Annotated in this window: 11 protein-coding genes; 8 read left to right on the top strand and 3 right to left on the bottom strand. The window is 64.1% G+C overall.

The genetic code is table 11. From position 1 onward, the window contains the following. Positions 1-52: 52 nt before the first annotated feature. From ACIP1U_RS15510 to ACIP1U_RS15500, 3 genes are read left to right on the top strand one after another with little or no spacing between them, the layout of a single operon-like run. Positions 53-745, top strand: a complete 693-nt coding sequence (locus ACIP1U_RS15510) for an amino acid ABC transporter permease (protein ID WP_400316368.1) — start codon at positions 53-55, stop codon at positions 743-745. 2 nt (positions 746-747) lie between these two features. Continuing rightward, the gene (locus ACIP1U_RS15505; RefSeq protein ID WP_400316366.1) at positions 748-1,497 is read left to right on the top strand and encodes an amino acid ABC transporter permease; all 750 of its coding nucleotides are present in this window, start codon (positions 748-750) and stop codon (positions 1,495-1,497) included. Positions 1,498-1,549: 52 nt separating this feature from the next. Then, complete coding sequence (locus ACIP1U_RS15500; RefSeq protein WP_400316638.1) at positions 1,550-2,278, top strand: amino acid ABC transporter ATP-binding protein; 729 nt, start codon at positions 1,550-1,552, stop codon at positions 2,276-2,278. 351 nt (positions 2,279-2,629) lie between these two features. On the opposite strand, the gene ACIP1U_RS15495 is transcribed toward ACIP1U_RS15500, so the two are convergent. Further along, entirely contained in the window at positions 2,630-3,553 is a 924-nt protein-coding gene (locus ACIP1U_RS15495) for a LysR family transcriptional regulator (RefSeq protein ID WP_400316365.1), read from the bottom strand. A gap of 236 nt (positions 3,554-3,789) precedes the next feature. Here ACIP1U_RS15495 and ACIP1U_RS15490 point away from each other — a divergent pair, with 236 nt between their 5' ends. The 3 genes from ACIP1U_RS15490 to ACIP1U_RS15480 all read left to right on the top strand — a co-directional run bounded on the left by ACIP1U_RS15490 (position 3,790) and on the right by ACIP1U_RS15480 (position 9,372). Further along, the gene (locus ACIP1U_RS15490) at positions 3,790-4,968 is read left to right on the top strand and encodes a CaiB/BaiF CoA transferase family protein (RefSeq protein ID WP_400316363.1); all 1,179 of its coding nucleotides are present in this window, start codon (positions 3,790-3,792) and stop codon (positions 4,966-4,968) included. 94 nt (positions 4,969-5,062) lie between these two features. After that, complete coding sequence (locus ACIP1U_RS15485; protein WP_400316361.1) at positions 5,063-5,881, top strand: HpcH/HpaI aldolase/citrate lyase family protein; 819 nt, start codon at positions 5,063-5,065, stop codon at positions 5,879-5,881. Positions 5,882-5,925: 44 nt separating this feature from the next. Continuing rightward, positions 5,926-9,372, top strand: a complete 3,447-nt coding sequence (locus tag ACIP1U_RS15480) for a pyruvate carboxylase (RefSeq protein WP_400316359.1) — start codon at positions 5,926-5,928, stop codon at positions 9,370-9,372. A 12-nt stretch (positions 9,373-9,384) separates the two neighbouring features. On the opposite strand, the gene ACIP1U_RS15475 is transcribed toward ACIP1U_RS15480, so the two are convergent. Next, positions 9,385-9,990, bottom strand: a complete 606-nt coding sequence (locus tag ACIP1U_RS15475; RefSeq protein ID WP_400316357.1) for a hypothetical protein — start codon at positions 9,988-9,990, stop codon at positions 9,385-9,387. 206 nt (positions 9,991-10,196) lie between these two features. Between ACIP1U_RS15475 and ACIP1U_RS15470 the strand changes: the two genes are divergently transcribed. Beyond that, the gene (locus tag ACIP1U_RS15470; protein ID WP_400316355.1) at positions 10,197-11,045 is read left to right on the top strand and encodes a MaoC family dehydratase N-terminal domain-containing protein; all 849 of its coding nucleotides are present in this window, start codon (positions 10,197-10,199) and stop codon (positions 11,043-11,045) included. A 28-nt stretch (positions 11,046-11,073) separates the two neighbouring features. After that, positions 11,074-12,234, top strand: a complete 1,161-nt coding sequence (locus ACIP1U_RS15465) for an acyl-CoA dehydrogenase family protein (protein ID WP_022538853.1) — start codon at positions 11,074-11,076, stop codon at positions 12,232-12,234. Between the two features lie 149 nt (positions 12,235-12,383). Here the strand turns inward: ACIP1U_RS15465 and ACIP1U_RS15460 are convergent, their stop codons facing one another. Continuing rightward, positions 12,384-13,388 carry a tripartite tricarboxylate transporter substrate binding protein gene (locus tag ACIP1U_RS15460; RefSeq protein ID WP_400316353.1) on the bottom strand — a complete coding sequence of 335 codons (1,005 nt, stop codon included), beginning with the start codon at positions 13,386-13,388 and terminating at the stop codon, positions 12,384-12,386. Positions 13,389-13,390: the final 2 nt, after the last annotated feature.

Below are 13,390 nucleotides of genomic sequence, written 5' to 3'. Positions count from 1 at the left end.
TGGCGGGCCGGCTCGCTGCCGGCCCTTTTTTGTCGACCTACTTCGCACGTGCATGAACCTGGATTCCTCAATTCTGTTGCAAAGCGAGTACCCCCGCCTGATCGCCGGCGGGCTGGTGACCATGCTCGAACTTGCCGTACTCGCGTGGATGCTCGCGCTGGCGCTCGGGACGGTGCTGGCGGTTATCCGCCTGAGCAATGTCCGCTGGGCCCAGGCGGCCGTGGCCGCCTACGTCGAATACCACCAAAGCGTGCCGATCCTGGTCCAGATCTTCCTCTGGTACTTCGGCATTCCCACGCTGCTCCCGGACGGCGTCCAGCAGTGGTTCAACAAGAACCATAGCGAGTTCATCTTCGCGTTTATCGCGATCGGGCTGTGCATGGCGGCCTACATGTCCGAGGACCTCCGCGGCGGTATCCGGTCGATCCCCAAGGCGCAGCTTGAGGCATCACGCGCGCTGGGCATGACCTACCTGCAGGCTTGCCGGAAGGTGATCCTGCCGCAGGCGATTCGCATTGCGCTGCCGCCGCTGATCAGCCACACGGTGCTGCTGTTCAAGAACACCAGCCTGGCCATGACCATTGGCGTGCTGGAACTCACCTACGTCACGCGGCAGATCGAGAGCGAAACGTTCCGCACGGTCGAGGTCTATCTGTTCGCGACCCTCGCTTACCTGGGGATATCCGTGCTGATCATGATCTGTGGCACGGCGCTGGAGCGCCGCTACCAGATCAAGGCGAGGTGAGCATGGAATCCATCATTTCGATTCTTCGCAATAACGGGGAGATGCTTCTCCTCGGCCAGTATCCGCACGGACCGCTTGGCGGCCTGGCCATCACGCTGCTGTTGTCCGCGCTGGGGCTGGTGCTGGCCTTTCCGCTGGGCGTGGCCGTCGCGCTGGCGCGCCTCTCGCCGTTCCGCTGGCTACGCTCGCCTGCCATTGCGTTTATCTACCTGGTGCGCGGTGTCCCCCTGATCATGTTTATCTTCTGGGTCTACTTCTTCGTGCCTGTGCTGATAGGAAGGCCGGTCAGCGGTTTCACCACCATGCTGGTGACGTTGGTGCTCTATGAGGCCGCGTATCTGGCGGAAATCGTGCGGGCCGGCATTGAGGGGTTGCCAAAGGGGCAGACCGAGGCAGCTCGTGCAGTAGGCCTGACTTACATGCAGACCATGGTCAAGGTGGTGCTGCCGCAGGCGCTCTACAACATGATTCCGTCGATGATCAGTCAGTTTGTCTCGATTATCAAGGACACCTCGCTGGCCTACGTCATCAGCGTCAACGAACTGACGTTCGCGGCCAACCAGGTCAACACCATGCTGCTGACCAAGCCATTCCAGGTGTTCCTGATCCTTGCGGTGGTCTACTTCGTGCTCGGCTTCGCCCTGACCAGCCTGGCGCGCTATGTGGAGCGCCGTATCGCAAGCAAACGTGCGGGGACTGCCCTGGCAAGAACTAAGCGGCCGGCAGTGCCGCAGACGGTGGCCCGCGGGTAACCGTCGCTACATGGAGACATTCGCAATGCAAGCAGCAGCATCGAAGCAGCCAATGATCAGCTTTAGGGGCATCAACAAGTGGTATGGCGGCTATCACGCCCTGGCCGATATTTCGGCGGAGGTGTCGCGGGGCGAGGTCATCGTAGTCTGTGGTCCGTCCGGTTCAGGCAAATCCACGCTGATCCGCACGGTGAACCGCCTGGAGGACATCCAAGCCGGAACCATCGAGTTCGATGGCCAGGACATCAATTCAGCGACAGTGGATATCAACAAGTTCCGCAGCCGGGTGGGTTTTGTCTTCCAGAGCTTCAACCTGTTCCCGCATATCTCGGTGGCGGAGAACATCATGCTGGCGCCGGTCACTGTCCTCGGCAAGAAGAAAGCGGTGGCGAGGGAACGGGCCGGACAGTTGCTGGAGCGGGTGGGATTGGCCAGCAAGGCCGATGCCTATCCGGGCCAGCTCTCCGGCGGGCAGCAGCAGCGGGTCGCCATTGCCAGAGCCCTGGCCATGGACCCGCCCGCCATGCTATTCGATGAACCCACCAGCGCATTGGATCCGGAAATGGTCGGTGAAGTGCTCCAGGTGATGAAGAGCCTGGCGCGCGAAGGCATGACCATGATGTGCGTCACGCATGAGATGAATTTTGCGCGCGAGGTGGCGGACCGCGTGTGGTTCATGGACCACGGAAGCCTGGTGGAAAGCGGCACACCTGACAGCTTCTTCTCGAAGCCACAGAGCGATCGGGCCAGGAAGTTCCTGTCGGACCTGCGGAATCACTGAACCCGGTTCTCCGGGCCGACTGCCCGGGTCGGCCTTGCCAACGCTTATCTCTGCGACGTAATCATGGTATGGAAGCGCGTGGATTGACTTTCATCTCTCCTTTCGACGACTACGACATCATGGCGGGGCAGTGCAGGGTTAGAGATCTGCGAGCAGCTGATGGCGCGGGGGACGCCTGACTCGAGCCTGGTGAATTGCAGCGCGGTGGCCCCCTCGGGGGTGAACACCGCGGTGAAGCCGAGATGGCCGCAGATCGAGGCCTACATCGATCTTCTCGGGTGGCAATGTCGATCCGGGGGTCTACGCGCGTGCGCTTGCCGGCCAGTAGCGTGTGGGGACGCGGGAGACGCCCTATCCCACAATGTTCGCCGGGCTCCCGCCCGCCTCCTGCGCCACTTCGATCAGTTCATCGATCAATGCCTTCGCGCAACTGGGCAGGCCCTCCAGTTCCCGCACGATCACCGCACGCTCCCGGATCGCCCACGGTTCGTGCAGTTCGATGATTTCGATCTTCATCGTCTGCTGGTGACGCAATGCCGCCGACAGCGGCACCACGCCAATGCCGACGCCGGCCTCGATCATCCGGCACATGGCTTCAAAGCTCCGGATCTGGATGCGGATCTGGAGCTTGCGTCTTTGGTCACGTACCAGTTCGGTCAGAAAAGCGTGCAGGGTGCTGCCTTCATGCAGGCTGACATGCTCGTAGTCGAGCGTGTCGTCGAAGGAGAGGTCTTGCTTCTGCGTCAGAGGATGGCCGACCGGTGTCGCCAGTACCAGCTTGTCCGTACTGAAATGGATGACCTCCAGCCCTTCCGAATTCAGCGGCCCGGAGATGATGCCGAGATCCGCGCTGCCGTCCAGTACGCCGCGGATGATGTCCCGCGTCAGACGTTCCTGTAGGTCGACGGTGACGGCAGGCCGCTCTGCCATGAAGCGTGCCAGCACCTCAGGCATGAACTCCGTGACGGCGGTGGTGTTCGCAAAGATGCGGATATGGCCGACCGAATCCTTGGAATACTCCTCGAATTCGCTTTTGACATGCTCGAACTGGCGCTCGATCACGCGGGTATGCCGCAGCAGGCGCTCGCCGGCGGGGGTCAGGGCGAGGCCCTTGCTCTCCCGATAGAACAGGCGAGTCCCTAGCTGGTCCTCCAGGGCTTTGAGTCGTGCGCTGGCCGCGGCAGGCGACAAAAATGCCTTCTTCGCTCCGCGCGACAGGTTTTCTTCCTCGGCGATGCGTGCAAACAGCCTGAGGTCGGCAAAGTCAAAATGCATATGTGCTCCTTGCCCCAACTGTATCAAGGCGTCACATATGTCGCAAACCGGGTCATGCCAGTCCCGGACGCCCGTGTTTTCGCCGCAGACGAACGGCCGCTTCGAGAAAACGAGATTTACCGACTCTCCAAGCGCTGGGAGACTTGCTGGCAGGCGAACTCGCGTCGCGCACCGAATCCCAGTCGTTTGTTCCTGCAAAGGCATTTCGAACGCTACCTCTCTCGAAAAAGGCTGTTATGCGTCCCCTCGATGGCATTACCGTGGTTTCCCTGGAGCATGCAATCGCTGCGCCGTTCTGTACCCGCCAGCTCGCCGACCTGGGCGCGCGCGTGATCAAGATCGAACGGCCCAAGGTCGGCGACTTTGCCCGCGGCTATGACGAGAGAGTGGACGGCATGTCGTCGCACTTCGCCTGGACCAACCGCTCCAAGGAGAGCCTGGCGCTGGACCTGAAACACCAGGATGCGCCCGCCATCCTGCAGAAGATCCTGGACAAGGCAGACGTGCTGGTCCAGAACCTGGCACCGGGCGCCGCCGACCGCCTCGGCCTGTCCTACGAAGCGCTGTCGCAGCGCTATCCCGGCATCGTCGTCTGCGATATCTCCGGCTATGGCAACGACGGTCCCTACCGGGACAAGAAGGCCTATGACCTGCTGATCCAGGCCGAGTCCGGCTTCGTCTCCATCACCGGCACACCCGAGAGCCCGTCCAAGGCAGGCTGCTCGATCGCGGATATCGCCGCCGGCATGTATGCGTACACCAATATCCTGGCGGCGCTGCTGCAGCGCGGCAAGACAGGCAAGGGCGCACATATCGACGTATCGATGCTGGAAAGCATGGTCGAGTGGATGAGCTACCCCCTCTACTACGCCTTCGATGGCGCTACGCCGCCGCCGCGCGCCGGCGCCGCGCATGCGACCATCTTCCCCTATGGCCCGTTCACGGCCGGCGACGGCAAGACCATCATCCTCGGCCTGCAGAACGAGCGCGAGTGGGAGGCCTTCTGCCGGGTCGTGCTGGAACGGCCGGAGCTCGCCACCGACGCGCGCTTCGTTACCAACTCCCTGCGTGCCAAGAGCCGCGAGGAGCTGACGCAGATCATCACCGACGTCTTCTCCGCGCTGACCATCGACCAGGTGATCGAGCGCCTGGAGCGCGCCCAGATCGCCAACGCCCGCATGAACGATATGCGCGATGTCTGGAACCACCCGCAGCTCAAGGCACGCGAGCGGTGGACGTCGGTTTCATCGCCGGTGGGCGTGATTCCGGCACTGTTGCCGCCCGGCATGCCGAATGCCTTCGATCCGCGCATGGACGCCATCCCGGCCCTGGGCGAACACAGCGAAGACATCCTGCGCGAACTCGGCTACACCACCGACGACGTGTCGCGCCTGCGCACCGAAGGCGCCATCTGATCCTCCGGCCGGACCGCGGCCGTTTCCTGTTCCGCCTCTTCGCGGCCACTTGCAGGCCGGGGGAGGCGCTCGCCCATCTGCCAGACAGCCCCCCATGACCACCACCGCTATCGCCCGTTCCTACCTCTTCGTTCCCGCCAACCGGCCGGAGCGCTTTGCCAAGGCCCACGCATCGGGCGCCGATCGCGTCATCCTGGACCTGGAGGATGCCGTCTCCGAGGGCGACAAGGACCGCGCCAGGCAATTGCTGGCGGACTACCTGGACGCAGGCGGCACCGGACTGGTTCGCATCAACGCCACGCAGACGCGCTGGTTCGAGGATGACGTGCGCGCCTGCCTGAAGCCGGGCGTCCTGGGCGTCGTCCTGCCTAAGGCAGAGAGCGCGGCACAAATCGCTGAGGTGGTGCGACACGTGCCGCCGGAGGTCAAAGTGCTGCCGCTAATCGAGACCGCCGCCGGCATGACCAACGTGGCGGAAATTGCCGCAGCGCCTGGCGTCGAGCGCCTGATCTTCGGCACCGTGGATTTCCGCACGGAGTTGGGTATCGAAGGGGACGGCCAGGAGCTGCTGTTCTTCCGCTCCATGCTGGTCCTGGCCTCCCGGGCCGCGGGCATTGCCTCGCCGGTGGACGGGGTGACGGTCTCCATCTCCGATGTCGATGAACTGCGCGCTGCCAGCACCCGTGGCCGCCGGCTGGGATTCGGCGCAAAGCTCTGCATCCATCCGGCGCAGGTAGCGGAGGTCAACACGGCATACCGGCCAACCGAAGCGCAACTGGCGTGGGCGCAGCGCGTTATCGATGGCGCAAAGTCGAGCCCCGGTGCGTTCCAGCTGGATGGCGAAATGGTAGACGCGCCCGTGATCGCACGTGCTGCGGATCTGCTGAGGCAGGCGGGCCGCCTCACCTCCTGACAGGGGCGAGTGCATTCCAGAATTTCTGAGTTCCCACAAGCAAGATGAAGAAAATCCGCAGTCTCCTGATCGCCAACCGGGGCGAGATCGCCATTCGCGTAATGCGCGCCGCCAGCGAGCTTGGCATCCGCACCGTCGCCATCTATTCCTACCAGGACCGCTTCGCCCAGCATCGCTTCAAGGCCGACGAAAGCTACCTGGTCGGCCAGGGCAAGAAGCCCGTCGACGCCTATCTCGATATCGAAGATATCCTGCGCGTGGCCAAGGGGGCTGGCGTGGATGCCATCCATCCGGGCTACGGCTTCCTCTCTGAGAACCCGGAGTTCGCCGAGCGCTGCGCGCAGGAGGGCATCGCGTTTATCGGACCGAAATCTGAGGTGATGCGGGAGCTGGGCAACAAGGTTGCTGCACGCGAACTGGCGCAGCGGGTCGGTGTGCCGGTGGTGCCCGCCACCGGTGCGCTTCCCGATGACCTGGCGCAGGCCGGCAAGCTGGCAGCGGAGATCGGCTATCCGCTGATGCTGAAGGCAAGTTGGGGCGGCGGCGGTCGCGGCATGCGCGCCATCCACAAGGAAGCCGACCTGGCGGACGCCATTGCCGCGGCGCGGCGCGAAGCCAGGGCCGCCTTCGGCAACGACGAGGTCTATCTCGAGAAGTTCATTGCGCGGGCCAAGCATGTTGAGGTGCAGATCCTTGGCGACACCCACGGCAATATCGTCCATCTGTTCGAGCGCGATTGCTCAGTGCAGCGGCGCAACCAGAAGGTCGTCGAACGGGCACCGGCCCCGTACCTGGACGATGCCAGGCGCCAGGCGCTGTGCGGGGAAGCGCTCAAGCTAGCAAGAGCCGTCTCGTACACGCATGCGGGTACGGTCGAGTTCCTGATGGACGCCGACACGGAGGACTTCTACTTCATCGAAGTCAATCCCCGCGTCCAGGTCGAGCACACGGTGACCGAGGAAGTCACCGGGGTCGATATCGTTAAGGCGCAGATCCGCATCACGGAAGGCGCGCAGATCGGGGACGCTTCGTCGTCGGTCCCGCGCCAGCAGGACATCAAGCTGCGCGGGCACGCCGTCCAGTGCCGCGTGACCACCGAGGACCCCGAGAACGGCTTCGCACCGGACCACGGCAAGGTGACCGCATATCGCAGCGCCGCCGGTTTCGGCATCCGGCTCGACGCCGGCACCGCCTATACCGGGGCCGTGGTGACGCCTTACTACGACTCGTTGCTGGTCAAGGTGACCTGCAAGGGGCGCGATGCCGACGAGGCCAACGAGCGCATGTGCCGTGCGTTGCGCGAGTTCCGCGTTCGCGGCGTGGCCACCAACCTGGCCTTCCTCGAGAACGTCATCGAGCACGAGGAATTCCGCTCGGGGCGCTGTACCACGCGCTTTATCGACAATACGCCTGAGCTGTTCAACTTCCGCCAGCGCCGGGACCGGGCGACCAAGCTGCTGAATTTTATCGCCGACGTCAATGTCAACGGCAACCCGGACGTCAAGGGGCGCGCCGCGCCCTCCCGGATCGTGCTGTCGCATCCGCTGCCGGCTACCGACCTCGCCGCCGTGGTTCCGGAAGGGACGCGTACGCGGCTGTCGAACATCGGACCGCGGGCGTTTGCGGAATGGATGAAGGCGAGCAAGGCAGTCCTGCTGACCGACACCACCATGCGCGACGCCCACCAGTCGCTGCTGGCGACCCGGATGCGGACCGGCGACATGACCGCCATTGCCCCGTACTACGCGCGGCAGTTGCCGGGCCTCTTCTCGATGGAGTGCTGGGGCGGGGCCACTTTCGACGTGGCGATGCGGTTCCTGAAGGAAGATCCGTGGCAAAGGCTGGAAGCGCTGCGCGAGGCCGTCCCCAATATCCTGTTCCAGATGCTGCTGCGGGGCTCCAACGCGGTCGGCTATACGAACTACGCGGACAACGTGGTCCAGTACTTCGTCAAGCGAGCTGCAGCCAGCGGGGTTGACCTGTTCCGCGTGTTCGACTCCTTCAACTGGGTCGAGAACATGCGCGTGGCGATCGATGCGGTGCTCGACACCGGGGCACTGTGCGAGGGCACCATCTGCTATACGGGGGATCTCTTCGATCCGTCACGCGCCAAGTACGACCTCCGCTACTACGTCGAACTGGCCAAGGCGCTCGAAAAGGCTGGCGTCCACATCCTGGGCCTCAAGGACATGGCCGGCGTGTGCCGCCCGCAGGCAGTCCACGCACTGGTGAAGGCGTTGAAGGATGAGGTCGGCCTGCCGGTCCACTTCCATACGCACGATACCAGCGGTGCCTCGGTGGCATCGGTGCTGGCGGCGGTCGATGCAGGCGTCGACGCCGTGGATGGTGCCATGGACTCGATGAGCGGGCTCACTTCGCAGCCAAGCCTCGGCGCCATCTGCGCGGCGCTCGAGCACAGCGCACGCAAGCCCGCGGTCGGCTACCGTGACCTGCAGCCGTTCTGCACCTACTGGGAGTCCGTGCGCAGGAACTACGAGCCCTTCGAGGCGGATATGCGCGCCGGTACGTCGGACGTCTACCGGCATGAAATGCCGGGCGGCCAGTACACCAACCTGCGCGAGCAAGCGCGCTCGCTGGGGCTGGCGTCGCAATGGCCGGAGGTTGCGCAGGCCTATGCCGACGTCAATGTGATGTTCGGCGACATCGTCAAGGTGACGCCATCATCCAAGGTCGTGGGCGACATGGCCCTGCACCTGGTCGCCAACAAGCTGTCGACGGCCGACATTCTAGATCCAGCGAAGGAGGTTTCGGTACCGGACTCCGTCATCTCGATGTGCCGCGGCGAGATGGGGTATCCGGCGGATGGCTTTCCCGAAGCGCTGCAGAAGAAACTGCTGCGCGGCGCCGCGCCGATCGAAGGCCGGGCCGGTGCGCATATTGCGCCGGTCGACGTGGAAGCTGCCCGCAAGCAGGCGGAAGGTGAGGTTGGCCGGTCCCTGTCCGACAACGACCTCGCCTCCTGGCTGATGTATCCGAAGGTCTTCAAGGACTTCTGCGCGCACCGGGAGCAGTACGACGATGTCTCCATCCTGCCGACGCCCGTGTTCTTCTATGGCCTGGAAGCCGGCCAGGAGGTCGCGGTCGACCTCGAGAAGGGCAAAACGCTGTATGTGGGCCTGAACGCCCAGGCCGAGGCGGATGCGCAGGGGGGCGTGCGCCTGTACTTCGACGTCAACGGCCAGCCGCGACCGATCCGCGCATTGAAGCGCCAGGAAGGCAAGGCTGCCCAGGCCGAGCGGATGGCGAACCCGAATGACCCGATGCAGGTGGCGTCGCCGATGCAGGGCAGCGTGATTTCGGTGGGGGTCATGCCAGGACAGACTGTCGCCAAGGGCGACACGCTGGCTGCGATCGAGGCGATGAAGATGGAGACCAGCGTCGTCGCCGAAGCCGGTGGCACCGTGAAGAGCATCCTGGTCCAGCCCGGCACGCTGGTTCGGGCCGGCCAGTTGCTGATCGAACTGCAATAGGCCGGTAGCGGCCTACAGGCCGTCCTCCCGCAGGCGCGAAACCGTCTGCAGGGAGACGCCGAACCAGTCGTAGAAGGACGCCTCCAGGTCGCGGCTGTCCGTCCAGCCCACGCGCGCTTTCAGGTCGGCCACCGACAGGTTGCACCGGATCGACTCGAACAGCGCCCGCATCAGCCGCTGCGTCCGGCAGATCTGGGTAAAGGCAGCGCCCTGCCGGAATAGCGCCGTGCGGATCCTGTCCGGTGTCGTCTGGAGCGCACTGGCCATCACCCGCGCATTCCACTCCTGCTGCGGGTGGTGGAACACGGTCCCGGAAATCAGTTCGCGCAGGTACTCGACCCTGGGGGCCGCCGACCCGACCCTCATGACGGTGCGCAGATCCACCGCGGCGTCGTCCAGCACGAGGTTGCACGCGCTGGGGCTGAAAAGGCTGCCCCCCAGGTGCAGGTCGATGGACGCAAAGGCGGGGATGCTGACTGTCTGGCCTTCGCGCAGGGTGCGGGAGAAGCCGCGCGCGGCGAGCATGTGGTGTCCGCAGGACGCGGTAATCCGCAAGGGGAAGGCCGGGATGAGCCGATGCAGGGACACACGGCTGCGGCAACGAATCTGGACTTGCATGGAAGCAGTTCAACGCTCTTTCATGCCCAGATGCTCGCTGCACTTTGGTCCCCCGTAAAGCCGCTTCTTCCGAACGCTGCATTCGGATATGCGGCAGGGCCCGTGCTTTCTGTCGAAGCGAATGGCTCGTTCCGAACTTTCGAATTGGAAGCGGCGGCGGCACCGTGCATAGTGGAACCCACGCAATCAGACCACAGAGAGACGTGATGGACGTTGTGAAGTTGAAAGAATGGGTCGGGAAGACAACCGAAAGCCAGGACGAGGTCACGGCGTTTCCCGTCAAGGCGCTCGCGGCGATGCTTGACTATGATGACCCGGCGCCCGTGCGCGGCGACGCCATCGCGCCGCTCTGGCACTGGCTCTATTTCCTGCCGCTGCACCGGCAGTCCGAGCTGGGTTCGGACGGCCATGCAAGCCGCGGCGGTTTCCTGCCGCCGGTGCCGCTGCCGCGCCGCATGTGGGCCGGCGGCCGTCTCTGGTTCCACCAGCCGCTGCGCATCGGCGATGCCGCCTCCAAGGTGTCGCGCATCCTCGATGTCAGCGCCAAGACCGGACGCAGCGGCTCGCTGGCCTTTGTGACGGTGGAACACAAGTACTACGGCGGCAACGGACTAGCGGTCACCGAAGAACATGACATCGTCTACCGCGAGAACGCAACCCCGAATGCGCCCGCCCCGGAGCCGGTGCCGGCGCCGACTGGCGAAGAATGGGTGCACGAGGTGGCGACCGACCCGGTGCTGCTGTTCCGTTTCTCAGCGCTGACGTTCAACGGCCATCGCATCCATTACGACAAGCAATATGTAACCGCGGTCGAGCACTACCCGGACCTGATCGTCCACGGCCCGCTGCAGGCGATGCTGCTGCTCGAACTGGTGCGCAAGAACCTGCCGGACGCAGTGGTCAAGAGCTTCTCGTTCCGGGGCGTGCGACCGACCTTCGTACCGCAGCGCATTTTCGTCTGCGGCAAGCGCAGCGAGGACGGCAAATCGCTCGAGCTGTGGATCCGCCATGAAGACGGCGCCCTCGCGATGAGCGCGACCGCTGAACTGAACTAATCCCGCAAAGATTTTTGGAGACAAGGCCGTGCAGAACAGAATCGATGAATACCAGGAAATCCGTGAAGCCGTGCGCGACCTGTGCGGGCAGTTCTCGTCGGAGTACTTCCGCAAGATTGACGAGGTCCGCGGCTACCCTGAAGAATTCGTGAATGCGCTGACCGCCGCCGGCTGGCTGGCAGCGCTGATCCCGGAGGAGTATGGCGGCTCGGGCCTGGGCCTGACCCAGGCGTCCGTCATCATGGAAGAAATCAACCGTGCCGGCGGTAATTCGGGCGCCTGCCACGGCCAGATGTACAACATGGGCACGCTGCTGCGCCATGGCTCGGCAGAACAGAAGAAGCTGTACCTGCCCAAGATCGCCAGCGGCGAACTGCGCCTGCAATCGATGGCCGTGACCGAGCCGACCACCGGTACCGACACGACCAAGATCAAGACCACCGCCGTGCGCAAGGGCGACAAGTATGTCGTCAACGGCCAGAAGGTGTGGATCTCGCGCGTCCAGCATTCGGACCTGATGATCCTGCTGGCCCGCACCACGCCGCTGGCCGAGTGCAAGAAGAAGTCGGAAGGTATGTCGATCTTCCTGGTCGACCTGCGCGAGGCCATCGGCAAGGGACTGACGGTCCAGCCCATCATCAACATGGTCAACCACGAGACCAATGAGCTGTTCTTCGACAACCTGGAAATCCCGGCTGAGAACCTGATCGGCGAGGAAGGCAAGGGCTTCAAGTACATCCTCGACGGCCTCAACGCCGAGCGCACGCTGATTGCCGCCGAGTGCATCGGCGACGGCTACTGGTTTATCGACAAGGTGACCAAGTACGTGAACGAGCGCATCGTCTTCGGCCGGCCAATCGGCCAGAACCAGGGCGTGCAGTTCCCCATCGCCAAGGCCTTCGTCAACGTGGAAGCGGCCAACCTGATGCGGTTCAAGGCGGCGAAGCTGTTCGATGCGCACCAGCCGTGCGGCGCCGAAGCCAACATGGCGAAGCTGCTGGCCGCAGATGCGTCGTGGGAAGCGGCCAATGCCTGCCTGCAGTATCACGGCGGCTTTGGCTTCGCGGCAGAGTACGACGTCGAGCGCAAGTTCCGTGAGACTCGCCTTTACCAGGTGGCGCCGATCTCGACGAACCTGATTCTTTCCTACGTTGGCGAGCACATCCTGGGGATGCCGCGCTCGTTCTGAGGTTTTGCCTCAGTGGTCTCGTGGACCTTGCGACCCGTCTTCGCGGGTCGCTTTTTCGCGGGCGGCTTGCTCCGGAAATGCACACCTGCTCGTGCAGCAGGTCGGCATCTGCTTCTCGACGATGTTTCAGAACTCTACCGCCAGCAAGCTTAGTTCTCCTGCCATGGCATTTCCTTCCACAGTTGACGAAAACCTGCCTCGGCGCGTTCCAGTTCGGCGTTGTAGGCTGCCGGCGCGAGGTAGCGCAGCGGGGCATACATCGCCTCTGCCTGCTGGCGGAACTGCGGATCGGCGACCACGCGCGCCAGCGCATCCACCAGTTTCTTCCTGACCGGCTCAGGCAGGCCCTTGGGTGCCGCGAGGCCGCGCAGCGAGGCCAGCTCGATGTCGAACCCCTGCTCGCGGAAGGTCGGCACGTTCGGGGCGAGCGCTGCCCGTGTTGCGCCCATCTGGCCGATGAACTTGATCGGCGAGCCGCCCTTCTGGTACTGCAGCGCTTCGCCCACGTTGATGGCACCGATGGTGAGCTGTTGCCCCACCAGCGCCGCGCGTACGTCGCCGGCGCCCTTGTAGCCGACATGGGTCAGCTTGACGCCCGCGGCCTTTTCGAACAGCAGCATGGCGAGGTGGTCGTCCGAGCCGACGCCGGTGGTGCCGACCGACACCTCTCCCGGATGCGCCTTGGCATGGCGTACCAGTGCCGCCAGCGAGTCGATGCGGTTGCCGTTATGCACCGTGAAGCCGCCCGGATCGTCGACCAGGTTGCCGATCAGGTCGTAGCTGCGCCAGGTGAAGGTGGTCTTGCGCTCGATGGGAATGGTCAGCAGGTTCGGTGTATTGATAAAGCCGATGGTGTAGCCGTCCGGCACGGCCCGCGCCAGTTCGGCGAAACCGATGGCACCGCCAGCGCCGGGCCTGTTCTGTATCACCACCGTGGCACCGCCAAGTTGCTTTTCGAGGTGACGGGCCAGCAGGCGTGCCACCAGGTCGGTGCCGCCCCCGGGACCGTAGGCCACGATCATCTGGATAGGGCGGTTGGGGTAGGGCGCCTCTGCCCTGGCGCCGGTCGCCGCGGCGAGGCCGCAGGCCAGCGCGAATGCGCCGGCCAGGCGAAGGGAGATGCGCCGACGTCTTTGGTCGGAGGTGGGGTGCATGG

Origin of the sequence: Cupriavidus sp. NPDC089707 (genome assembly GCF_044748965.1) — a bacterium.
Taxonomy (GTDB): Bacteria; Pseudomonadota; Gammaproteobacteria; order Burkholderiales; family Burkholderiaceae; genus Cupriavidus.
The sequence above is the reverse complement of the archived record's forward strand: the minus strand, read 5'-3'. Positions and strand labels throughout refer to the sequence as shown.